Origin of the sequence: Burkholderia theae, from assembly GCF_048565265.1 — a bacterium.
GTDB classification, from domain to species: domain Bacteria; phylum Pseudomonadota; class Gammaproteobacteria; order Burkholderiales; family Burkholderiaceae; genus Burkholderia; species Burkholderia theae.
The window spans coordinates 109,042-132,230 of the sequence record NZ_CP183462.1 but is presented as its reverse complement, the minus strand read 5'-3'; the positions used below and the strand labels follow the sequence as shown (position 1 = coordinate 132,230).

Genomic DNA, 23,189 nt, shown 5'->3' with positions numbered 1-23,189 from the left:
ATCGAGAGGTAAGCATCATGAGCGACGTTTCGGGCCCGCTGGCGCTCGTCATCGGCGGATCGGTGGGCGGGCTGTTCACGGCGACCGCGCTGCGGGCGGCCGGATGGCGCGTGAAGGTCTTCGAGCAATCGCCGAACGACCTCGACAGCCGCGGCGGCGGCATCGTGCTGCAAGCACCGATCGAGCGCGCGTTCGCGTTCGGCGGCGTACCCGTGCCGCGCGATACGGGCGTCGATTCGGTCGACCGGATCTATCTCGACGAGCACGACCGGATCGTGCAACGCTACTTCATGCCGCAAACGCAGACCGCGTGGAACGTGATCTACACGGCCCTGAAGCGCGCGCTGCCGGCCGCCATCGTGCACGCCGGCGTGTCGTTCGAGCGGTTCGAGCAGGACGGCGACCGCGTGATCGCGCATTTCGCGGACGGCCGCGTCGAGCAGGCCGACCTGCTGGTCGGTGCCGACGGCGGCCGCTCGAACGTTCGCGCGCAACTGCTGCCCGATGCACGGCCCGAGTACGCCGGTTATGTCGCGTGGCGCGGGCTCGTCGACGAGCATGATCTTCCGGACACGGCGCTGCAAGTGCTGCGCGACCGCTTCACGTTTCAGCAAGGCGACGCGCATCTGTTCCTGACCTACCTGGTGCCCGGCCGCGACGGCACGATCGAGCCAGGCAAACGACGCGTGAACTGGGTCTGGTACCGGCGGCTCGCGCAGGATCGCCTGCCGTCGCTGTTCCTGGCGCACGACGGCACGCAGCGCGACGGTTCGCTGCCGCCCGGCGCGATGCGCGACGACAACCGGCTCGAGCTCGTGGAAGCGGGCCGCCGAATGCTGGCGCCGACGCTCGCCGCGCTCGTCGACGCGACGCGCGCGCCGTTCGCTCAGTCGATCCTGGATCTCGCGGTCGACCGCATGGCGTTCGGCCGCGCGGTGTTGCTCGGCGATGCGGCCTGCCTCGTCCGGCCGCACACGGCCGCAGGTGTCGCGAAAGCGGCGGAGAATGCGGTCGGTCTCGCCGAGGCACTGCGCGGCGTCGCGCGCGGCCCCGCGTTCGACGCGGCGCTGTTGCGCTGGGAAGGGCTTCAGCTCACGACCAACGCATCGTTGTCGGAACTCGGCATCTCGCTCGGCACGCGGATCATGGGAAGCGCCTGAGCGGTCCGCAGCAAGTGGAAGCAGTTGAAGCGTCGTCAACGGTTGACGACGCGGAATGGCGGATCAGTGCTCGTCTGCCCGGTTCATGAAAAACCGGATGTCGACCGTCTTCCAGATGCCTTCGGTGTTGAACGGGTCTTCGTGGACCAGTTGCCGCACGGTCTCGATATCGTCCGCGTCATAGAGAAACAGGCTCCCGCCCACCGACCCGTCCGGATCGATGAGCGGCCCTGCGATCCGCGCCTTCAACGGTGACGCCAGCAACCGCGCCTTGTGCGCTGCGAAGTGGGTTTTGCGACGCTCCGCCATATCGGGATGATCGAGACAATAAACGACGAACATCATGTTGTTTCCTTACGGGATGCGAGCCGCCGATGGTCGTGCCGTCAGTCAGGATGGCGCGTGACGACACGCGTCGCTCGATACGGCACGTTGATCAATGAATCATGTGCAATACGCGTGCATATCATTCGGACTGCTTTTGGCGTTACGCTCCTTCGATCTCCGACGAACGGTGCGCGTTGAATGCGTGCCCGGGTTTGCGTTGATGAAACTATACGGCGCGCATCGCACGGAGCATTGGTCATAAGATGCGCCCGCTTATCGAATCGTCCGTATTTCATCGTTCCGGCGCTGCGATCAGCGCCCGTAGCGCAGCAGGAAATCCCGCAGCTTCGGATTGACATCCCGAGCGTGGGTCAGATTCGGCGTGTGTCCGGCACCCACCACGTTGATCATTCCCTTGGAGTTCGGCAGCCCTTCGGCAAGTGCTTCGCCGCAACGAAGCGGGATCGCTGCATCGGCACCGCCGTGGAATACGATCGACGCATGCGTGATCTCGCCGAGCCGCGCCGTAATATCGTCGCGCGACGTCAGCGCATCGACCGGGTATTGAAAGTGCTCGCGCGGCATGTTCAGCCACTTGTCGATCCACGCCGACGCGGGATAGTCGGCACCGAGCAAGAACCCGGCGAGGTTCGTCGCGACGTTGGTCGCGCCGTTACGCGCCCACTCCGCCTTGAGTTCCTCGAACGACGCAGTCACCGCGGTATCGTCGAGATCGCTGCGCGTCGAGATCAGCGCGAGCGCGCGGAATCTGGCAGGTTCGAGCAGCGCCGCGCGCATCGACACGAAACCGCCCTGCGACATCCCGACCAGCGACGCCGACGCGATTTCAAGGTGATCGAGCAGCGCGATCAGGTCGCGGGCCGAATCCCAGTAGCTGAACGCGCGATCGGTCGGCCCCGTCGCGCCGAGGCCACGCTGATCCCAGACGACACAGCGGAACGTATCGTTCAGCTCGTCGACGTTCGGGCGGAACATTTCGCCATCCATAAGAAAACCGTGACTGAAAACGATCGCCGGCGCGTCCTGCGGGCCGGATTCTTCATAGGCGAAACGGATGCCCTCGCGCTCAAACGATGCCTTCATCCTCATCCTCTCTTCATTCACATCCACTAGGGCCGCGTGATGCGGCCTGACCTCGCCACACTCTATCGTGCGGGCGGCCAGGACGATGATCGATTGAAGCGACGGCTTACCCGATCGTCCGGATTTTTCAGCGCGACGCGTGTCGAGCATCGCGCACGCGCCGCATGCGATTTTTCCCGGATTGACGCGCTGTCGCGCATTTGATTAAGTAGACGGCTTGTGTGGACGTGCAAGCAACGTTTCTTTATCGCGACGGCGCGCGCGCCGCGGCGATATTGGAGAAGGTGGACATGGTGCAAGCAGCAATGGAATCGGAAAAGCCGGTCTGGATTCTGCAGGGCGAATTCGGCCGCGCCACGGTGAACTTCATCAGCCGGCCGCTTGTCGCTCACGCGCACTCGCAATACCAGTTCCTGTTCAAGCTCGGCGGCAGCGACTGCGACTTCCGGATGGGTGGCGAGGACTGCACGCTGAGCAGCGACTCCGCCATCTGCCTGAACCCGTGGATCGAGCATGCAAAATGCGCGAACAAGGACACCCCGTCGCTCATCCTGTCGCTCGTGATCGAACCGCCGTGGCTGCGCAAACGGCTCGGCCTCGCAGACGGCAGCCCGGCCGACATCTTCCCGCGCAGGATCGTCGTCGTCACGCCGGACGTGCAGCATCACGTCGACCGCCTGGCGGCCGCGATCACGAATCATCTCGTTGCGCAGGATGCGGGCTGCTTGCCGATCCTCGAGGATCTCATCACCGCGCTCGGGCGCGATTTCGCCGATCCGGAACTGACGACCCGCATTGCGCCGTCAACGCGCCCGGTCGACTTCAGAATCCGGAAGGCGCTCGACTTCATCAAGCGCACGCCGTCCGCCAACGCGACGGTCACGGAGGTCGCCAGCGAAGTCGGGTTGTCGAGGTCGCGTTTTTTCGAGCAGTTCCGGCGCTGCATGGGTATCTCGCCGCAGCACTACATCGACTGGGTGCGGATGTCGCACGCGATCCGGTTGCTCGCGGAGAGCGACCGGCCGCTCGCCGACATCGCAGACGAGCTCGGCTTCGAGGAGCACAGCCACTTCACGCGCTTCTTTGCGCAGCACATGGGCGTGCCGCCCAGCGATTTTCGCCGGCATTCGGTCACGCTCGATCTCGATCGATTCGACTGACCGGCGCGGTCGGTCCGCCGCATGCGCGCGGAAGCACGCATGCGGCGCAAGTCAGGCCTACAGGTCCGACGGATCGGCCATCACCGGATTGCCCAGCACGCCCAATCCTTCGATCTCGATTTCGACCCAGTCGCCCGGACGCATGTGCACGAGGCCCGGCGTCGGAAACGGTCCGTACTGTCGCGACAGATCATTCCCTTCGACGTCGTCCGGCGCCGGCTTCAACGCGCCCGGCGTCCCCATCGCGATCAGGTCGCCGGGGCGCAGCCGATAACCGCGGCTCAGGTAGCTGACCGTGCGCGCCACGTCGATCAGCATGTCGTCGAGCGGCGCACGCTGCCGGACGACGCCGTTGATACGCGTGAGCACCGAATGCCTCGCCGGGTCGCCGAACTCGTCCGACGTCATCAGCCACGGGCCGTAAGACCCCGACGCTTCGAAGCATTTTCCGAGGCCGAATTGCCGGTTGTGCACCTGGTATTCGCGCACCGAGCCCTCGTTCAGGCAGGTGTAGCCGGCGACGTAATCCAGCGCGCGTTCGACCGGGACGTAACGCCCCGGCTTGCCGATGATCACACCCAGCTCGCCCTCGTAATCGAATGCGCGCGCAACGGCTTCCGGCGGCGCGATGATCGGCTCACCCGCGCCGACGTACGACGCGGCCGTGCGCAGGAACAGATGCGGATACTCGGGATTCGTTTGCAGGCCCGTCTCGGCGATATGGCTCTTGAAGTTCAGCGCGAGCGCCCACATCGCGTTCGGCCGGTCGAGGAACGGCTTCAACGTCACGCCCGACAGCAGCCGGGTGCCCGTCTTGCCGGCGACCGATGCGCGCAGGCGTTCAAGCCCGTCGTCCAGCTCGAGGATGCCGATCAGCGTCGCGGGCAGATCCGGCGCGACTTCCGCGACGGGGATGAAATGCGTTTCGCTGGTGACGACGCCAAGCGCCGTGTTGCCCGCGTCCGAGTAAGCAATGATTTTCATGATTGAGCGTGGTTCCGCTGATGTCGAAGAATAGGGAGGGAGAACGATTCAGTGCGCGATCGGCGCGCCGTCCGCGACCGTGTCGCTGCCGGTCGCCCGGCGGCCGATGATCGTCAGCAAGCCGAGTGCGGCGATGGCGGCGATGGCCGGCACAACGGCAACGAGCACGATGTTGCGCGGGTCCCACCCCGTCGCGAGCAGCGCGCCGCCGATTGCCGGGCCGACGAACGAGCCGATGCGCCCGATTGCATGCCCCCAGCCGACGCCGGTCGCACGGATGCTCGGCGGATAGAACGCGACTGCAAGCGCCGTCTGGCCCATGATCCCGTTCACGAGCCCCGCGCCGATCACGCCGATCGACAGCAGCACGATCGACGGCGAGAGCGCGGCCTGGCTCAGTGCGGTAATGCTGGCGATCACGCAGACGATCCCGACCGCCAGCGCCGACTTCACACGCAATCTCCCGGCGACGGTCATCGCGGTGACCGCGGCCGTCATCAGCAGGTTGCCGGTCAATCCGCCGACACTGAACGCGGCCATCCCGGCCGGTGCCCGCTCGAGCGAAAAGCCGAACGAGAGCAGCATGGTCGGAAGCCAGAACAACAGTGCGTAGACGTCCATGAAGATCAGGAACGAGAACAGCCAAAGCACGCTGGTATAACCCGCGCGACCGTTCTCGAACAGCGCGCGCACCGGGCTCGCCACCGGCCGTTCGCGGCTCGGCGTACCCGTTGGCGCGGCAGCAGCCGTGGGCAGCACCCGGAAGAACGCGGGGGCGACCACGAACGGCAAGATGCCGCCGATCAGGAACACCGCCTGCCAGCCGAAGTGATGCATCAGCGGGCCACCGACCAGGCCCCCGGTCACGGCGCCGACCGACATGCCGGTCGTCACCAGCACCGACGCGGCTACCTTGTGCTTGCCGCCGATGATCGCGGCCGACGCGGTGATCGCGATCGGCAGTGCCGCGCCGAGCCCGATCGCCGCCAGAACCCGCATGACGGACAGCAGCGCGACGTTGTGCGCAACCATGGTGAGCAACGTGCAGCCGCCGAACAGCATGACGCTGGCGAGCCCGACCGCGCGATGTCCGAAGCGGTTTGCCAGCGAGCCGGTGACGATGAAGCCGATCGCCGCGCCCACGTTTGTCGCGACGAATACCGGCGTGAATGCAGCCGGCGCGAGATGCCAGTCGCGGGCCAGTGTCGGAACCACGAACGATATCGACGTCGTGTTGAAGCCGTCGAGGACGACGACGAGAAAGCAGACGAGCAGCGCGATGGCGCGGCTCATGCCGCCGAGCGCCGCTGTATCGACGTCGACTGCGGTGTTTCGATCCTTCAGTTGCACTTGACAACCTCCTGCGGCACGCACGGCCCGGTCCCCGCAAAGCATGGATCCGGACCGTGCGGCCGCTCTTTCCAAAGCCGTGAAGAACGTGCGCTTACGCGCGCATGTAGGCCGACAGGCGGTGCAGCATGTCGGCGGAGAAGATGTTCTTCGGCACCATGCAATGCACGCCCTTCGGCGGCTCCGTCTTGTAGACGGTGCCGGTCTGGTGCGCATACTGCGTGATCCGGAAGCTCCCGGCGACGCTCAGGATGCCGTAGCAGTCGACCGGCGCAATGCCGGTTGCGGCGGCCATCCAGCCGATCGTTTGACGAATGCATGCGACGAGCGCGTCATCGAGGCTATCGGCGAAACCGAAGCCGATCCAGTGCTCGGGGGTTTCGGCCATCGGGCCGTTGAGCGACGAGCGCTTGTGGAGCAGAAACTGGATCCGCATCTCCTCGAACGCGGATTCGATCGACGTCTGATCGATGTTGCCCTCGCCCGACGCGCCCATCGAGCCGCCCGTCCACACGCGTGCGCCGGCAACTTGTACGGGCAGAAACACCGACGTGCCGACACCGAGCACCGCGCAGTCCAGGTTGCCGCCGTAGCTGCCGGCGAAGTTCGCGCTGATCACGTGGTCGCCGGGCGGCTGCGTGCCGAGATAGGCCTGGAACGGATTCAACGGAATCTGCACGCCCGGTACGTACGATGCGTAAGTACGCGCGTCGTCGAACTTCAGGTAACGCAGGTACGGACCGAAATCGCCCGGCAGTGCGCCGACGCCCGGCGGCGCGGAGTTCCAGCCCCAATCGATCGGCCGCATCGACACCATCCGGCATTCGACGACATCGCCCGGCTCGGCCCCGTCGATCTCGACCGGACCGATCAGCGAGAATGCGCCGTTCGGATATTTCTTGCGGATCGGCTCGCGCTCCTTGAAGCCCATCCCGTACTTCGCTTCGTTGCCCCAGTTGGTCCACGTGCCGTCGTACCAGACCGTGTCGCCGGACCGGATCGACACCGCCGCCTTCGCGTCCGGCGTCATCTGACCGACCTGCACCGTGTCCCACGACGGCACGAGCTTGACCGTCTTGCCGCCCGGCAATACACGCATCGTCGCTGCGCGCGCCTTAGGGGCCGGCGTTTGCGCCCGTGCGATGCCAGCAGCGCCTGTGACACCTGCCGCGATCGCGCCGAAGCCGAGCTTCAGCATCGTGCGGCGGCATTGCGCGGTCCCGTCCATCGTCGTCGCGCCGCGCGTCGCCGTCTCGCTTGCCGGGGCGTCGCCCGGGTGTTCCATTTCCGTATCGTGTCTCATACGTCTTCCAGACTGGGTTTTAAGGACTACGCGCGTTCAACGCGCGGATTGAGCGCCGAGCCCGGCGATCGCTTTCAGCACCACCTGATCGTCGATCTCGGAGGGCGCGCCGGCAGCGCCGATCGCGCCGAGCAGATGACCGTTCATGAACACGGGGAACGTGCCGCGGCCGGGCAGAAACGGCGCGTAATAACCGGCGCCGGACATGTTGCTGTACTCGGACGGATCGTCGCGGTAGCGATGTTCGAGCGTGACGCCCGATTGGCCGCCGAGCGCGACCGACGCAAATGCCTTGCCGCGCGCGAAGTCGACGCTCGAGAACGACGCGCCGTCCATCCGCACCGCGGCGAGCAGATGACCGCCCGGGTCGACGACGGCGAAGCCCATCGCCAGATGCCGTGCCTTCGCGTCGTCGACCGCGAGCGACAGCAGTGCCTGCGTTTGTGCGTAGCTCAGCACGTAGGTCGGTATCGCTGCGTTGTCGTGTACGTCTTCGGCGAACGCGGCGTGCATCGCGCCGGCAAATCCGGCCGCGACGGTCATCCGCTGCAGCAGCCACCGGGCCCGTAACCTGAATTTCACTTCCGTCTCCTGATTTCGGGTCACCCTTTACGCGTGAGTGCCAGCGTACGTCCGGTCAAGCCGCGTCACTTAACCAGCCAGCCGCGCGATTTACCTTCCAGTCCGATCTTTCGGCTTCACGCGGCAGGGAACGCGCGATGAAAAAAAGCCGCGGGAGCCCATCTCCCGCGGAAAATCACCACACTGGAGTCGTTATTCCGTCGCGAACACCGCGATACCGGTTCCCGGGAACTGCGCGGACGAGCCGGCACCGTACGGAACGAAAACGTGATGCGACGCGCCGTCGACCGCGACCGAATGCGAGAACTTGCCGGTCGGCACGATCGCGACGAGGTTACGGGTGCTGGCATCGATGATGCCGAGGGCCGGGTCGAACTTCGCATCCTTCGCGCCCACACGCGACACGTTGTCCGCCGAGTGGTGACCGCCGGCCAGGAAGTAGCGATTCGAAACCGGGTCGTAGGCCACCTCGTCGGCGCCGCCGAACGGCAATTGCGCGAGCGGCGTACCGTTGGTCCGGTCGATGATCAAGGTCGTCTGCTTGCCGCCTTCGTCGGGATCGCAGCCGATCAGCGCGTCGTTGCCCGGCCCGAGCGCGAGGCCGCTCGGGCTGTCGCAGCCCTTCAGCTTCAGCGCGGCCTGAATGATCGGCTTGCCTTCGAGCACCGACTTCACCGGGATCAGGTCAACCTCGCCCTTGGGATTGGCCTTGGTCCCGTCGTTGTTCAGCACGAAGTTGTCGTTCTTCGCGTCGAACTCGCATGCCTCGAGGCCGGTCGAATCCGCGATCGGCATCTTCGCGATCACCGAATGCGTATCGGTATTGAAGAAGGTCACGAACGGGGGCTGCTCGGCGCCGCTCGCGAACATCGCGATATGGTGCTTCGGTGCGAGGCAGCCTTCGTCCACACGAATGCCCGACGAGCTGACGTCGATGCGCTTGACGAGCTGCTTCGATGCGACGTCGATTACCTTGACGGCGTTCACGTCGCCTACATACACCAGCGACGTGCCGGGAATCGGCAGCACGCCCGACGGGCCCGACTTTTCGTGCGTCGGGCCGATGCCCGCGAAGTCGGCCTTGATCCGGTCGCGCAGCTGCATCGTCTTGGCGTCGAACACGTCGCGCGTCCCGTTCGCACCGTCGGCGAGGTAGTAGTTGCCATCCGATGCGGCGCTGATATCGAAACCGAACGACTTTTCGCTCGTGACCGGAATGGTTGTAATCAGCTTCGGACCGCCACCCGCGGCATCGGCACCCCACGCAACGGCGGCAGCGGCCGTCAGGCTCATCATTGCAAATGCGACATAGGCTTTTTTCATCTTTGACTCCTCCTGGTACTCATCGATAGATCCGGTACGAACCGGAATGCGTAGCGTTCGCGGCCTGCCGACACCGTGTCGGCCGACCGCCGTGCGATACCGTCAGAACGTGTGGGCGAGGCCGATCCGGACGTCCGCCTGATGGCCCGTCGGCGCCGGCGCGAAGCTCGCGCCGATCACGGCGTCCACACCTGCAGAAGCCTTCAGGTAGTCGGACGACAGGTAGACCGTGGTCCGCTTCGACAGCGAATACAGTGCCGCGGCCGTGACCTGGTTCCACGCGTGCGCTTCGAAGCTCGTGTGCTGATAACCGCCGACGAGCTGGAACGCGGGCGTCACCTGCCACGTCGCGCCGCCTTCGTAGACGTTCATGACCGACTTCGCGCTCTGGAACTTCAGGACCGTATTGGTGTAGTCCGCGTACAGCGTGACGTCGCCGATCGCATACGACCCGCCGACGCCGAGCGTGCCGAGCGAGCGGATCTGGAAATTCGGCGCCGTGTCGGTGACGCTGTCGCCCGACCCGGTTGCCACCGGCTGCCCGAAGAACGAATGCACGCCGATCTGCGCGTACGGATCGATCGTCGGCGTTGCGACGAACGTGTACATGGTCGCAAGCGTCAGCGGCCCGTTCGTGTACTGCAGGCCCGCGCTCCAGCCGCTGCCGTCATGGAAGCTGCCGGGGGTGTTGCTGAACCCGTACATCGCGCCGAACTGGAATCCGCCCCACGTCGGGCTCATGTACTTGATCGAGTTCGTCAACCGGTCGTTGTTCGTGCGGTCGAAGTCGCCGAGGTGGATCGCATAACCGCTGCCGGCCGAACTCACGTTGAGCGGGGCCAGAAATTCGGCGGTGAAGTCGAACTGCTTGCCCAGCGTGATCATCCCGTAAGGCGTCTGTACGCCGACATACGCCTGTTGCCCGAACAACGTGTTGGGCTGGTTCAGCTGCCCGTTGTTCAGGTTGTACAGCGACGACAGCTTGAATATCGCCCGGTAACCGCCACCCAGCTCTTCCGCACCCGACATGATCCAGAGGTTCGGGAACAGCACGCCGCTGTCCATCTTGAAGTTGTGATGCCCGCCTTCGTTCGTCACGTAGGTCAGGCCGTTATCGATCTTCCCGGAGAGCGTGATGCTGCTCTGCGCGAAAGCCGATCCGCTGAACGCCACGCCGATCAGCGCCGCGATCGTTGCTTTCTTCATCTCCACCACTGTCTACCCCTCCATTTCAGTCTTTTGATACCGGATGTCCCTGAGCGGAACGTCTTATTTAATATGTATGACTAAATATTTGTCGGGTCATTTCGGCAATGAAAAGTCATGAAAGCCGAACTGATTTCCCGCCTGAACCGACCGGACGATGCCGGTCATTTCGATTTCATCTTAAGGACAATCCGGTCGGAGACCGTCGCCGAAGAGTCCCGCCGCTTGTCAAATCGTCTCTTTGTTTTCGTCGGTCAGGCGGTACGTCGGCACCGTCAGCCGACCCGCTCGGCATGCCGGCGACCGAGCGCGTCGGTCAGCACCGCCACCAGCAGCACCGCGCCGACGACGAGCGGCTGCAGGTTCGCATTGAGGTTAAGCAGGTTCATCCCGTCGATCACGAGCGCCAGCGTCAGGCAGCCGAACAGCGTGCCGAGCAAGGTGCCGGTTCCGCCGAACAGCGACGCGCCGCCGATCAGGATCGCCGCGATCGCGGGCAACAGGATCGGGTCCCCCATCGCCGAATCGGCCGCATTCACACGTGCGAGATAGATCACCGCGGCAATCCCGGCCATCAGGCCGCTGAGCGTGTAGACCGCGATCCGCCGCCGGCGCACCGGAATCCCGGACAAGCGCGCGACTTCCGGATTGGACCCGATCGCATAGATCTCGCGACCGACGTTCAGGCGCGCGGTGACGACCGTGCCGACGATCAGCACGAGCAGCATCATGTAGACCGGAATCGGCACGCCCCACCAGAACCCGGTGCCGAGCGCGCGAAAGCCGGCCGGGAAGCCGAAGATCTCGTTGCCGCCCATGTAGTGAAACGCGAGGCCCTGCACGACCCACAGCATCCCGTAGGTCGCGAGGAACGGCGGCAGCCGCAGGAACGTGACCGCCAGTCCGTTCAGCAGCCCGATCGACGCCCCGCACGACATCGAGACCGCGACCGCCAGCCACGGCGACACGCCGGCTTTCATCGCACCGGCCGCGAGACACGCGGACAGCGTGAGGTTCGCCGCAATGGACAGGTCGAACCCGCCGGACAGGATCACGATCGTGAGCCCCGACGCCAGCAGGAACATCAGGCTGGCCTGGCGCAGCACGTTCAGCAGGTTGGCGGACGTGGCGAAGCTGTCCGATGCGAACGCGAGCACGATTGCGATGACGCAGACAAACAGCGCGCGGCCGATCAGTGCGTTCGTGTCCTCGGAAAGCCGATTGCGGCGATTGAGGCCCGTGACGCGCGCCACCACGAACGGCGATTGATTCTGTGTACTCATGCTTGTGCTCCTGCGACACGAGATTTCCGGACGCTGTCGATGACGACGACCGCGAGGACCAGCAAACCAATCGTCACGACCTGCAACGACGATTCGATTCCGATCAGGTTGAGGGCATTGCGCAGCACGCCGATCGTCAATACGCCGATCGCCGTGCCGGGCAACCCCCCTTCGCCGCGTTCGAACGACGTGCCGCCGAGGACCACGGCCGCGATCGCGTCGAATTCCATCCCGATCGCGGCATTCGGCTCCGCCGCATTCATGCGTCCGACCAGCAGCAGCGCAGCCAGGCCCGCGAACAGGCCGCTCATCACGTAGATCGCGGCGTGGTAGAAGCGGGCGCGCACGCCCGCCAGCGTGAGTGCGTCGCGGTTGCCGCCGATCGCGAACACGTAGGCGCCGAACCGCGTGTGGTAGAGCAGCAGATGCGTGACGGCGTATGCCACGAGCGCGCAGGCAATCGGAAACGGAACCCCGAGCACCGACGACCCGTAAAGCGCGCCGACGGCCGGGTTCGCGACGACCACCGCGTTCCCGTCGGTCATCACGAGCGCGACACCATGCGCGACTCCAAGCGTGCCGAGGGTCACGACGAACGGCGGCAGACCCAGCCGCGCGACCAGCGTGCCGTTCAGGAAGCCGATCGCGACACCGACCGCCGCGGCCGCGCCGAGCGCGACGCCGATGCCGGTGCCCGCGCCGAGCGACATCGCGAACACGACGCCGCTGAGGCTCAGCAACGCGCCGACCGACAGATCGAGCCCCTCGCTCAGAATCACCAGGGTCATCGGCATCGCGATCATCACGAGGATCGAGATCTGGAGGCCGATGTCGACCAGGTTCGCGCGCGACGCGAAACCCTGCACGCCGAACGTCGCCGCCGCGACCAGCGCGACACTGGCCCACACGATCGAAGGGAGCGGCCGTTTGGGCCGCGCCGCCGGATCCCTGCCATTGCTTTTCGTTTCATTCGACATCGTCAACCTCCGTGCATTGCCAGACCCAGAATGCTTTGCTCGCTCAACCGTTCACGCGGCAGCTCGCCTGAAATCGCGCCGTCGCGCATCACGTACGCGCGGTCGCACACGTGCACGATTTCCGACAGCTCCGAGCTGATCAGCAGGACCGCCGCGCCCTCCTCGACCAGCCGCTCGATCAGATTGAAGATCTCGGTCTTCGCACCGATATCGATCCCGCGCGTCGGCTCGTCGAAGATGTACAGGCGGCAGTTGGCGCTGAGCCACTTGCCGATCACGATCTTTTGCTGGTTGCCGCCGCTCAGGTTGCGCGCGCGTTTCGCCGGATCGCCCGGTGCGATCCGCAGCGTGTCGATCAGGTCGCGCGTCGCTTGCCGTGCGCGAGCCGGGCGATACCAGCCGGTCGGGAACAGGCGCCACAGACTCGACACGAGCAGGTTCTCGTGCACCGAACGGCGCAGCGCGAGGCCTTCCTGCTTGCGATTTTCCGGAATCAGGGCCACGCCGCGTTTGACCACCTGGTGCGGGCCACCCGACACCGCTTCGCCGAAGATCTCGACGCGACCGCCCTGGATCGGGTCGGCGCCGATCACCGCGCGCGCGACTTCCGTCCGCCCGGCGCCGACCAGGCCCGACAAGCCGACGATCTCGCCGCAGCGCACCTGCAGGTCGACGCCGTTCACACCGGTCGACGTCGTCAGGTCGCGCACGTCGAGTGCAATCTCGCCGCACGCGCCGAAGTAGCGGCGCTGATAGACCGTGCCGACCTTGCGTCCGACCATCAGCGCGATCAACTCGTCGGGGGTCGCGTCGGCGGCCGGCATCGACGTGACCAGGCGGCCGTCGCGCAGAACGGTCACGCGATCGCCGAGATCGAACACTTCCTTCATCCGATGCGAGATGTAGACGATCGCCACACCCGCGTCGCGCAGGCGATGCACGACCGTGAACAGCGCATCGGCTTCCCGGTCCGAGATGGCGGCGGTCGGCTCGTCCATCACCAGCACGCGCGCGTCGTGCGACAGCGCTTTCGCGATCTCGACCATCTGCTGCTGCGCAACGCCGAGGTCCGCCGCATGGGTCCGCGTGTCGTACGCGAGCCCGAGCTGCGCCAGCACGGCCTCGGCGTCCGCATGCATGCGCCGGTGATCGACGAGGCCGAAGCGGTTGCGCGGCTCGCGGCCGAGATAGATGTTCTGCGCGATCGACAGATGCGGCACGAGCGAGAATTCCTGGAAAATCACCGCGATGCCGAGGCGCTTCGCGTCGGCCGGCGATTCGATCGCGACCGGCATGCCGTCGTAGCGGATCTCGCCGCTATCGGCGCGGTAAGCGCCGAACAGCACCTTCATCAACGACGATTTCCCGGCGCCGTTCTCGCCGAGCAGCATGTGCACTTCGCCCGGATACAACGTGAGGTCGACGTCGGTCAGCGCAGCCACGCCAGGAAAATTCTTGCAGATCTTGCGTAATTCGAGACGCGGAACGCGCCCGGTCGAGGTTTCCATGTTCATCTCCATGGTGCTGTCCGGCGGACCGCCGTGCGTCAGGCCGCAGCCGGGCCGCCGACCCGCGATGCGGCCTGCCCGGCCGGCCGCGTCACTTGCTGGCCACGTCGCTCCACGCCGGGCATTGACGCTGATTGCCCGGTAGTTCGAACGGTGCGTAGTTCGTCTTGTCGATCACGATGCCCTTGATCAGCACCGTGTCGGGCACGGGCTCCTTCCGCAGCGTGCGGACCGCGGCCATCGTCGCGATGCAGCCCATCTTGAAGCCGTTGAATTCGGCGGTCGCAAGCAGGCGCCCTTCCTTGATCGCCTTCACCGATTCCGGCACGCCGCCGATACCGACGACCTTCACCTGCTTCTGGCCCGCCGCCTCGAGGGCTTCGATCGCGCCCATCGCCATCACGTCGGCGGCCGCCAGCACGCCGTCGATCTTCGGATTCGACTGGATCAGGTTCTCCATCACCTGCAGCGCCTGCAGCCGCTGATAGTTCGCCGGCTGCGACGCAAGCAGGTGAACGTCCGGGAATTCCTGCAGCGCCTTCCTGAAGCCGCGCACGCGCTCGTCGCTCGTCGTCGAGCCCTTCACGCCTTCGAGGATCACGACATTGCCCTTGCCGCCGAGGCTCTTGAACAGGTATCGCGCCACGTCGAGGCCGAGGTTGTAGTCGTCCGCGACGACGACCGACGAAAACTTGCCGCCCGCCACGCGATCGTTGTAGTTGACGACCGGAATGCCGATCGCGTTGATCTTCTGGATCGCCGGCACGACGCCGTGCGGGTTCACGCCCATGAACAGCACCGCGTTCGGCTTCTTCACGCCGACGTCTTCCAGCTCGCTCAGTTGCTCGCCGAGATCGTTCGGGCGCGTCGGCGCGTAGTGCGTGACCGACACGCCGAGCTGCTTCGCCTCGGCGTCGACGCCGGCGCGCACGAGCGCGAAATGCGGATCGACCTGGTTCTTGTAGAACGCGGCGATCGTTTCGTTCGCCGCCAGCGCACTCGCGCCATGCGAGATGCCGATCACCGCCGCGGACGCGGCGACGATGCACATCGCGGCCCGCCTGCGTGCCGGCTTGCGCTCGGGTTTGAGGTTCGTCTCCATCCACTGGCTCCTGTCCGTCGTTCACGTTGGCCACGCCGCCTGCCGGCATGGCATCTGGGGCAATTCAATGCAACCGTTTGCATAAATTCAGACAAAAAAGAGGCCATGCAACGCGCCGGCGTTCCATGTCGCCCCTTTCAATCGACCCGCATTTTTCCGGGTTTCTGCATGACAGACCGTCGATCGTTTACCCGGCACTGGCAACGCTTCGACCGACCGCATCATTCGTATGATTTACTTCAATGCAAACGTATGCATATCCTACCCAAGGGAATTACGCTGTCAATGAGGTTTAGTCCTGAAAACATTAGGGTTTCACCTGCAACATTGATCGCAACCCATTGCATCGATACAATCGGATCCCTATTCCCCGGCAGGTTCCATGAGCCAATCCTCCGAAGCACGCGGCACCGGCCGCGTCACGATTCGCGAAGTCGCCGCGGCGGCATCCGTCAATGCGTCGACGGTGTCGCGCGTGCTCAATCCGGCCACACGCCACCTGATCGGCGATGAGGTCGTGCGGCGCGTGCTCGCCGCCGCCAAATCGCTTGGTTATCGCCAGAACCGGCTCGCCGCCGCGCTGCGCGGCGGGCAATCGAAGGTGATCGGCGTCTGCCTGCCCGACATCTCGAACCCGGTGTTTCCGCCGATGGTGTGCGGGATCGAGGAAGAGCTCGCGGCCGAAGGCTACGGCGTGCTGATCGCGAACATCGTCGGCAAGCCCAAGGATCAGGAACGCATGCTCGAGCAGATGCTCGAGCGTCAGGTGGACGGCCTGGTCCTCGCGACTGCCGCACGGCAGGATCCGCTCGTGCGACGCTGCATCCTCGATGGCGTGCCGGTCGTGCTGGTCAATCGCGGCGAGGAAGGCGGCCGCGTGCCCGAAGTCGTCAACGACGACTTCCTGTCGATGCGGCTCGCGGTCGAGCATCTGGTCGGGCTGGGCCATACCCGTATCGCACATCTGTCCGGGCCGGAGCGGCTGGCGACCGGCCTGTCGCGCCTGCAGGGCTTCCAGATTGCCACGCAGCAGCACAGTCTCGCGGCGAATGTGGTCGTCGAAGCGAGCGAGTTCACGCGCGAGGCCGGGCGCGCCGCGTGCGCCCGGTTGCTCGATGCGCATCGAGACGTGACCGCCATCATCGCGGCCAACGACCTGATCGCGCTCGGCTGCTACGACGTGTTTGCGGAGCGGCGGATCGATTGCCCGAAGGACATCTCGGTGATCGGGCACAACGACATGCCGCTGCTCGACATGCTGAACCCGTCGCTGACGACGCTGCGAATCCAGCATCGCGAGATGGGCCGGCAGGCCGCACGCCTGCTGCTCGGCATGATCGCCACGCCGGGCAAGGCGCCGCTGCGCATCACGCTGGCGCCCGAACTGGTGGTGCGCGGATCGACCGGTGCACCTCGGGCCGCAGGCGGCCGGGGGCGCTCGCACTAACGCGCCGCCCCGCTCCGCCGGGCACCGGGCCCGCGGGCCGTAGCCAGGTTAGTCTTGCGCAGGGCGCGCGAACGGCATCGCGAGCAGGATCTTCGCAGGGCGTTCCGAGCGGTTGTGCAGCGAACGCCGCTCGTCCGGCGCAAGACGGCACGAATCGAACGGCTGCAATTCGACTTCGACGCCGTCCACACTCACGCACACCTCGCCTTCCAGCACGACGTAATGCTTCTCGACGCCGGATCCGTCCATCGTCGTGTGCCCGCCCGGCTCGATCGTCGACACGCCGAGCCACAGCGATTCGGCCGGGCCTGCCTCGCGCCCTTGCAGGCGCACGCATTGCATGCCGAAGTGATTCGGCGGGAAGTATTCGGGTGCGTCGCGAAAACGCGTGACGTTCATGGCTTGAGCAGCACCCGGTTCGCGGTGCCGCCGAATACCGCCCGATACGCGTGCGCCGCGTCCGCAAGATCGAACACCGAGTCGGCATCGATCGGGAACGGCTTCAACGCACCGCGTTCGAAAGATGGCAACAACGCATCGAGAACATCCGCGCAGTGCTGCGTGTCGAGCGCGAGCGTGTCGATCCCGACGTAGGTGTGCTGCCCGCGATAGAACGCGAAGATGTCGAACGGCACCGCACGCTCGATCGTCGAGATGAGGATCTGCGTGCCGCGCACGGCCATCGCACGATTCGCACGCTCGAAGTACGGACTCCCGACCGTGTTGTACACGATGTTTGCGCCACGGCCGGCGGTCATCTCGAGCACGAGCTCGTCGAACGGCTCCGCTGACGCGTTGATCATCGTCACATCGGCGCTTGCGTGCCCGATGTACGACGGATCGTCGCGCACGACACCGATCACTTCCGCCCCCGCCATGGTCGCCAGTTGGACCGCCGCTTGCCCGACCTTGCCGTTGGCACCCAGCACGAGCACGACGTCGCCGCGCCGCACGCCGCCGGCACGGTGCAAGCCCTCGAACGCGGTGACGAACGGCACGCCGATCGCGCCCGCCTCGTCCATCGTCAGGTTGGCCGGTTTCGCGCGCACGCTGTGCGCCGGCACGACGAGATGGCTGGCGTGGGTGCCGTCGCGACGGATGCCCAGTTCGCCGCTGCTGCCCCAGACCTCCTTGCCGACCATCTCCGGCGGCCCGTCGATCACGCGCCCCGCGTAGTCTCGCCCCGGCGTGCGCGGCCATACCGCATGCGGCATGAAACCGAGTACGGCCTTCACGTCGCTCGGGTTGACGCCCGCGCTCGCGATCTCGATCAGGCAGTCGGTCGTATCGACCTGCGGAACAGGCTGGGTGTCGATGCTCAGTGCGAGCGCGCTGATATCAGCGCTTTTCTGCTGGACGCGAATGCATTTCATGCTCGATGGTTTCCTGGAAAATGTCGATTCGGACGCATGACGCGATGACCGTCGGGTCAGCGCGCATCGATCCGTGGCGTTGAATGTCGAACGTTGGATTGCGTTCAGGACGAGAGGCCGAGGCTTTCACGCGCGTCGCGGCTGGTCGCGATCTCGCCACCGAGCAGCGTGACGATCTCGCGGGCCCGCGCGACGAGCGCCGCGTTGCTTTCGGCCAGCACGCCCTTCTCGATATAGATGTTGTCCTCGAGGCCGACCCGCACGTGTCCGCCCGCGAGCCACGCCTGCGCGACGATCGGGAATTCGAAACGCCCGACCCCGAACGCGGACCAGATCGCCCCCGGCGGCAACAGGCCGCGCGCATAGAGCAGCGTTTCCGGTGACGCCCCGAACCCGTACTTGACGCCGCTGACGAAGGTCCACAGCCCGGGGCCGTCGAGCACGCCGCTCGCGATGAGATCCCGCGCCAGATGGATATCGCCGGAATCGAAGATCTCGAGTTCCGGCTTGACGCCGGCCCGGCGGATCACCTCGGCCATCCGCGTAACGTTCTTCGGGGTGTTGATCACGACCTCGGCGCCCGAGTTCATCGTGTTCAGGTCGAGACTGCAGATGTCGGGTTTCAGCGCGAGAATGTGCTCCACGCGCTTTTCGGGTGGCAGCAGCGTGGTGCCCGGCGCAGCCACCTTGGGATCGTCGTCGCTCGGAATGAAACGTCCGCCCGGGCCCGTCGTCAGATTGATGATCAGTTCGCGATCGACCGCGCGAATCCGGTCGATGACGTCGCGATAAAGCTCGAGGTCCATCGACGGTCTGCCGGTGGCCGGATCGCGGACGTGAATGTGCACGACGGCGGCGCCGGCCTGCGCGGCTTCGAGCGACGCATTCGCGATCTGCTCGGGCGTGACCGGCAGGCCCGGATGCTGGTCGGGTCGCGTGATGTTGCCCGTGACCGCGCACGTAATGATGGTCTTGCGAGGGTGCATCGGAAAGTCTCCAGGCAATCAGTTCAGCCGGCGGCCGCCATCGACGACGATCGTCGTGCCGGTACTGAACGTCAGCGTCGTTGCGCACGCAACGATGGCGGCAGCAACATCGTCCGGCGCGCCGATCCGGCGCAGCGGCGTCGTCGCGGCGGCCTTCTCGTTGAAATCGTCGCCGCGCCCGGGCACGAACTGCGTATCCACCACGCCGGGCGACACGTTCACGACCCGAATGCGCGGCGCAAGCGCGCGGCCGAGCGACTGCGCCATCACGTCGAGGCCCGCCTTGGCCGCGCAGTACGCGACATTGCTGCCGTTGCCGGTCGTGCCCGCGATGGACGACACGTTGACGACGAGCCCGTCGCCCGATTCGTCGAGCAGCGCACGGAATGCCCGGATCGCCGCGAACTGGCCGCGCCAGTTGACCTTCATGATCTCGTCGATCAGGTCGTCGGTCAGCGCGTCGAGGTCCGCGTGACGAACCGGCTTCGTGAAGCCGGCGGCATTCACCAGGATGCCCGCTCGCCCGTAACGCTTGCGCACATCGTCGGCGAGCGCGGCGAGCGTCGCGCTGTCGGTGATCGTCGCGAGCGCGCCCGAATGCCCTTCGCCGGGCAGTTTGTCGGCGATGCGCTGCGTGGCATCCAGGTCGCTTCGTCCGACCACGACAACGCGCGCGCCCGCTTCGGCAAAATGCAATGCAGTCGTGATGCCGATCCCGCCGGTGCCGCCGAGAATGACCGCGACTTTCTCGTTCAGGTTGCGTGACACTGTCCCCTCCTGTTCAGTCGATGGGCGGCGTCGGGTACGTCGGCGTACCGTCGGCCATGACGAATTCGAAATCGAGCGTGTAATACGCTTCGCCGGTTTCCGCGTGCGGCCCCGTCTGCGCGTCGTGGCGCTCGAAATTGCCGACGAGGCGACGATTCACGCCGAATACGACGTCCGAGTCGAGATGCTCCGAATCATCGGCAAACACCTGCGACACCAGCGTCGCATGACCTTCCGCGACGATCACGAAGTGAATGTGCGCGGGCCGGTACGGATGGCGGTTCTGCGCCGCGAGCAGCGTGCCGACGGGGCCGTTGATGGGCACCGGGTATCCGGCGGGGCGCACGGTTTTGAAGTGGAACCACCCTTGCGCATCGGTATGAAAGCGGCCGCGCAGGTTGCGGTCGGGCTGGCTCTGATCCTGGTTCTCGTAGAGCCCGACGGGCGATGCCTGCCAGACTTCGACCATCGCGTTCTTCACCGGCCGGCCCGACACGTCGACGACACGGCCGCGCATGAACAGCGGCGAGCCGGGCGACCCCGGGCTTGCGATCGACTGGCCGTTTTCGTAGGTCGGCGAACCGCCGCGGTAGAACGGCCCGAGCAACGCGCCCGGCGTGCGCTCCGTCGCGTCGGAATTGTTCAGCAACGCGACGAGCGTCGAAAAACCCAGCACGTCGGACAGCAGCACGACCTCGTTGTGCCGCTCGTTGCATGCGTGCCCTGCGGCACGGATAAACGAGAGGCCACGCTCGAACTCCTCGTCGGTCAGCTTCACCTGCTTCAGGAACGCGTGCCCGTGATCGACCAGCGCGTTGACGATCTCCTTCAGCCGAGCGTCCTGAGTCCCCGCCATCGCCGCCTTGACGATCGCGGTAACCGACGCGGGATCGTCGGTAATCGCACTTGCAACCGCATCTTCCGCCATGATTTCCTCAATGCAACCGTTTGCATAAATTGATGCAATAGTACTCGCCGGCCAGCCGCGACGGATAGAGCGTTAACCCTGAATCAGGCGAAATTTACGGAGGATATGGATATCATGCGAAACGCAACCGTTTGCACGAAAATGGTTCAGAAGCATGAACGGTGCCGACGATTGCATGCTGCGGGCGCGTGAGAGCGCGCCTGGAGATACGGCGGGGTGCCGTGCCCGACCCGCGCCGGCGCGGCGGCGCGGGTCGCAGCGCTGGAGCGTTACTGCCCAGGCGGGGTCGAGTCGTCGGCGCCTTTCTGGGCGGCGGCCTTGTGCTCTGCCCTTTGGAGGCTCTGAGGATAGTGATCGTCCTTGCTCACGCGATAACCATTCTTCTCGAGCGTGCTCAACTCCTGGTTCCGTTTGACCCGAGCCGCTTTGCGTTGCGCCTTGCGTTGCGCTTTCAGCGCCTGCTTCGACGTCGGGGCGTCGGGGGTGGCCGATGTTCCGTCCGCATCCTGTGCGTACGCGACCGGCGCACCCAGCAGCACGACTCCCGTCAGGACTGCGAGCACGAGCGGCGCCAAGCTGGACTTCTTCATGTGATTCTCCTTTTTTCGTCGATGATTGAATGACAGGGTTCTGCGTGCCGTCACCATTTCGACTGATATCGATCATGGCCTCATCCGATTCACGCCCTCCACAAGTAACACGACCGCAAAATGATTTTTCTTAAGACACCTGAATTCTCCTGATCGATCAACTAAACGATATGGCCATTTAATCGAACGCATAGCACGCTGTATGGCCCGCCGCGAATGGAATGCGAAAGCAACGCAAGCGCGTCGGGCATACACACGTTATTGCACTGAGGAAAGGGGTCATGAAGCTGTCACTCGAAGCCATCGAGATACTGGATGCGATCGACCGGACCAGCACGTTCGCCGAAGCGGCGACGATGCTGCATCGCGTGCCGTCGACGCTCAGTTATCTCGTGCAAAAAATCGAGAGCGACCTGGGGGTCGCGCTGTTCGATCGCAGTGGCCGCCGTGCGCAGTTGACGCGCGCGGGGCGCGTCGTGGTCGAGGAAGGCCGCCGGCTGCTCGTCGCGGCCGAGCAACTCGAGCGGAAGGCGCAGCGGATCCACGATGGCTGGGAGGCCGAGTTGCGCGTATGCGTCGACGAAATTCTTCCGTTCGCAAGATTCTGGCCCTACGTGCATGAGTTCGACGCGCTCGCGATGGATACGCGTTTGCGCCTGTCGACCAACGTGCTCGGCGGCACCTGGGATGCGCTGGTGTCGAGGCGCGCGGACCTGGTAGTCGGGGCGACGGGCGAGCCGCCCGCACTGACGGACATCGTCGCGCGCCCGATCGGCACGCTGCGTTATGTGTTCGCGGTGGCGCCGCATCACCCGCTCGCGCGGATGCCGGAACCGATTACGCTGCAAGTCGTGACGCAATATCGCTGCGCCGTGGTCAACGGCCCGTCACGTGAATCGCCGCTGCGCTCGACGGCGTTCGATCCTTCTCAACCCTGTCTCGCGGTACCTACCCTGGCGGCAAAACTTGCGGCGCAATGCGAAGGGCTCACCGTCGGCACGCTTCCCGCCAGCATCGCGGCCCGCGCGATCGACGAAGGCAGGCTCGTCACGCGCCGCGTGACCGGGATGCGCGAAACGGCCGAGTGCTACCTGGCATGGCGCGACGACGAAGCCGGACGCGCGCTGCAATGGTGGCGCGAGCGGTTCGACCACCGGGATCTGCTCGATCGATTCATTGCGCGAAAGTAAAGACTTCTGCGCTCGAACGATTCCCTGTTATTTCCCCTCTTTGATACTTCGAACATTTCGAATCAATAGATCGACTTTTTCGAAATGACATTCCGGAAACCTAAATTGATATTTTAAGCAATAATGTTTTACCAGCACGCGGATGCGGTCTCGGCTACACTGTTCTTACCGGTAGCTGACAAAGAGGTTGGAAGCGCCGTGCATAATCCGCATCCGAGGTAAATCGTTATGGAATCCTTGATTAAAGTATTGGCAATCGGCGTGATGATCGCCGTTCCCGCCGTGTCGTTCGCTCAATCGGAGCAACCGGCGAAGACCCGCGCGGAAGTCCGCAAGGAACTCATTCAAATCGAAAAGGCGGGTTACAAGCCGTCCATGGCAAGAAGTACGCAGTTCCCGGAAAACCTGCAGGCTGCCCAGGCGCGCGCCGCCGCGATGAACAACCCGAACACGGGCAACGGCCCGGCACAATGAGCGGCTCGTCGCAGTCCGGCCGCACCACGCCATCCAAAACGCAATAGTCCGACATTCGGCCCGC

The 23,189-nt window shown here is 65.1% G+C and carries 23 protein-coding genes; 5 read left to right on the top strand and 18 right to left on the bottom strand.

Annotation, left to right across the window (positions count from 1 at the left end; translation table 11 throughout):
- The first annotated feature begins 17 nt into the window (after positions 1 to 17).
- A complete protein-coding gene (locus ACN22W_RS18125) occupies positions 18 to 1,160 on the top strand; it encodes an FAD binding domain-containing protein (RefSeq protein ID WP_419688843.1) in 1,143 nt (380 codons plus the stop codon).
- A 63-nt stretch (positions 1,161 to 1,223) separates the two neighbouring features.
- On the opposite strand, the gene ACN22W_RS18120 is transcribed toward ACN22W_RS18125, so the two are convergent.
- The gene (locus tag ACN22W_RS18120; protein ID WP_412023942.1) at positions 1,224 to 1,505 is read right to left on the bottom strand and encodes a YciI family protein; all 282 of its coding nucleotides are present in this window, start codon (positions 1,503 to 1,505) and stop codon (positions 1,224 to 1,226) included.
- A gap of 294 nt (positions 1,506 to 1,799) precedes the next feature.
- Positions 1,800 to 2,591: an alpha/beta fold hydrolase gene (locus ACN22W_RS18115; RefSeq protein WP_419688841.1), complete on the bottom strand. Its 792-nt coding sequence runs from the start codon at positions 2,589 to 2,591 to the stop codon at positions 1,800 to 1,802.
- 290 nt (positions 2,592 to 2,881) lie between these two features.
- Here ACN22W_RS18115 and ACN22W_RS18110 point away from each other — a divergent pair, with 290 nt between their 5' ends.
- Positions 2,882 to 3,751, top strand: a complete 870-nt coding sequence (locus tag ACN22W_RS18110; protein ID WP_412023940.1) for a helix-turn-helix domain-containing protein — start codon at positions 2,882 to 2,884, stop codon at positions 3,749 to 3,751.
- Between the two features lie 57 nt (positions 3,752 to 3,808).
- Here the strand turns inward: ACN22W_RS18110 and ACN22W_RS18105 are convergent, their stop codons facing one another.
- The 10 genes from ACN22W_RS18105 to ACN22W_RS18060 form a co-directional block, all read right to left on the bottom strand.
- Positions 3,809 to 4,735: a fumarylacetoacetate hydrolase family protein gene (locus ACN22W_RS18105; protein ID WP_419688839.1), complete on the bottom strand. Its 927-nt coding sequence runs from the start codon at positions 4,733 to 4,735 to the stop codon at positions 3,809 to 3,811.
- A gap of 48 nt (positions 4,736 to 4,783) precedes the next feature.
- Positions 4,784 to 6,085 carry an MFS transporter gene (locus ACN22W_RS18100; protein ID WP_419688837.1) on the bottom strand — a complete coding sequence of 434 codons (1,302 nt, stop codon included), beginning with the start codon at positions 6,083 to 6,085 and terminating at the stop codon, positions 4,784 to 4,786.
- 94 nt (positions 6,086 to 6,179) lie between these two features.
- Entirely contained in the window at positions 6,180 to 7,388 is a 1,209-nt protein-coding gene (locus tag ACN22W_RS18095) for an acetamidase/formamidase family protein (RefSeq protein ID WP_419688835.1), read from the bottom strand.
- Between the two features lie 36 nt (positions 7,389 to 7,424).
- Positions 7,425 to 7,970 carry a GlcG/HbpS family heme-binding protein gene (locus ACN22W_RS18090; RefSeq protein WP_412023936.1) on the bottom strand — a complete coding sequence of 182 codons (546 nt, stop codon included), beginning with the start codon at positions 7,968 to 7,970 and terminating at the stop codon, positions 7,425 to 7,427.
- Between the two features lie 192 nt (positions 7,971 to 8,162).
- The gene (locus ACN22W_RS18085) at positions 8,163 to 9,293 is read right to left on the bottom strand and encodes a YncE family protein (protein ID WP_419688833.1); all 1,131 of its coding nucleotides are present in this window, start codon (positions 9,291 to 9,293) and stop codon (positions 8,163 to 8,165) included.
- A gap of 102 nt (positions 9,294 to 9,395) precedes the next feature.
- A complete protein-coding gene (locus tag ACN22W_RS18080; protein WP_412023934.1) occupies positions 9,396 to 10,499 on the bottom strand; it encodes a porin in 1,104 nt (367 codons plus the stop codon).
- A 275-nt stretch (positions 10,500 to 10,774) separates the two neighbouring features.
- Positions 10,775 to 11,782 carry an ABC transporter permease gene (locus tag ACN22W_RS18075; protein ID WP_419688831.1) on the bottom strand — a complete coding sequence of 336 codons (1,008 nt, stop codon included), beginning with the start codon at positions 11,780 to 11,782 and terminating at the stop codon, positions 10,775 to 10,777.
- On the bottom strand, positions 11,779 to 12,759 hold the full coding sequence (locus ACN22W_RS18070) for an ABC transporter permease (protein ID WP_419688830.1): 981 nt from the start codon (positions 12,757 to 12,759) through the stop codon (positions 11,779 to 11,781). Before ACN22W_RS18070 ends, ACN22W_RS18075 begins: the two co-directional genes overlap by 4 nt.
- A gap of 2 nt (positions 12,760 to 12,761) precedes the next feature.
- On the bottom strand, positions 12,762 to 14,267 hold the full coding sequence (locus tag ACN22W_RS18065) for a sugar ABC transporter ATP-binding protein (protein WP_419688829.1): 1,506 nt from the start codon (positions 14,265 to 14,267) through the stop codon (positions 12,762 to 12,764).
- 91 nt (positions 14,268 to 14,358) lie between these two features.
- On the bottom strand, positions 14,359 to 15,369 hold the full coding sequence (locus tag ACN22W_RS18060; protein WP_412023930.1) for a sugar ABC transporter substrate-binding protein: 1,011 nt from the start codon (positions 15,367 to 15,369) through the stop codon (positions 14,359 to 14,361).
- A 382-nt stretch (positions 15,370 to 15,751) separates the two neighbouring features.
- Between ACN22W_RS18060 and ACN22W_RS18055 the strand changes: the two genes are divergently transcribed.
- Positions 15,752 to 16,816 carry a LacI family DNA-binding transcriptional regulator gene (locus ACN22W_RS18055; protein ID WP_412023929.1) on the top strand — a complete coding sequence of 355 codons (1,065 nt, stop codon included), beginning with the start codon at positions 15,752 to 15,754 and terminating at the stop codon, positions 16,814 to 16,816.
- Between the two features lie 48 nt (positions 16,817 to 16,864).
- On the opposite strand, the gene ACN22W_RS18050 is transcribed toward ACN22W_RS18055, so the two are convergent.
- From ACN22W_RS18050 to ACN22W_RS18025, 6 genes are all read right to left on the bottom strand, one after another.
- Positions 16,865 to 17,215 carry a cupin domain-containing protein gene (locus tag ACN22W_RS18050; protein WP_419688828.1) on the bottom strand — a complete coding sequence of 117 codons (351 nt, stop codon included), beginning with the start codon at positions 17,213 to 17,215 and terminating at the stop codon, positions 16,865 to 16,867.
- Complete coding sequence (locus ACN22W_RS18045) at positions 17,212 to 18,189, bottom strand: quinone oxidoreductase family protein (RefSeq protein WP_419688826.1); 978 nt, start codon at positions 18,187 to 18,189, stop codon at positions 17,212 to 17,214. The genes ACN22W_RS18050 and ACN22W_RS18045 overlap by 4 nt, the downstream gene beginning before the upstream one ends.
- Before the next feature lie 104 nt (positions 18,190 to 18,293).
- Positions 18,294 to 19,175 carry a 3-keto-5-aminohexanoate cleavage protein gene (locus ACN22W_RS18040; RefSeq protein WP_419688825.1) on the bottom strand — a complete coding sequence of 294 codons (882 nt, stop codon included), beginning with the start codon at positions 19,173 to 19,175 and terminating at the stop codon, positions 18,294 to 18,296.
- Positions 19,176 to 19,193: 18 nt separating this feature from the next.
- Positions 19,194 to 19,943, bottom strand: a complete 750-nt coding sequence (locus ACN22W_RS18035) for an SDR family NAD(P)-dependent oxidoreductase (RefSeq protein WP_419688824.1) — start codon at positions 19,941 to 19,943, stop codon at positions 19,194 to 19,196.
- A 13-nt stretch (positions 19,944 to 19,956) separates the two neighbouring features.
- Complete coding sequence (locus tag ACN22W_RS18030) at positions 19,957 to 20,871, bottom strand: dioxygenase (protein ID WP_419688822.1); 915 nt, start codon at positions 20,869 to 20,871, stop codon at positions 19,957 to 19,959.
- 269 nt (positions 20,872 to 21,140) lie between these two features.
- On the bottom strand, positions 21,141 to 21,461 hold the full coding sequence (locus ACN22W_RS18025; RefSeq protein ID WP_412023923.1) for a hypothetical protein: 321 nt from the start codon (positions 21,459 to 21,461) through the stop codon (positions 21,141 to 21,143).
- Positions 21,462 to 21,742: 281 nt separating this feature from the next.
- Here ACN22W_RS18025 and ACN22W_RS18020 point away from each other — a divergent pair, with 281 nt between their 5' ends.
- Both ACN22W_RS18020 and ACN22W_RS18015 read left to right on the top strand, forming a co-directional pair.
- Positions 21,743 to 22,651: a LysR family transcriptional regulator gene (locus ACN22W_RS18020; RefSeq protein WP_419688820.1), complete on the top strand. Its 909-nt coding sequence runs from the start codon at positions 21,743 to 21,745 to the stop codon at positions 22,649 to 22,651.
- Positions 22,652 to 22,879: 228 nt separating this feature from the next.
- The gene (locus ACN22W_RS18015; protein ID WP_419688818.1) at positions 22,880 to 23,125 is read left to right on the top strand and encodes a DUF4148 domain-containing protein; all 246 of its coding nucleotides are present in this window, start codon (positions 22,880 to 22,882) and stop codon (positions 23,123 to 23,125) included.
- Positions 23,126 to 23,189 lie beyond the last annotated feature (64 nt).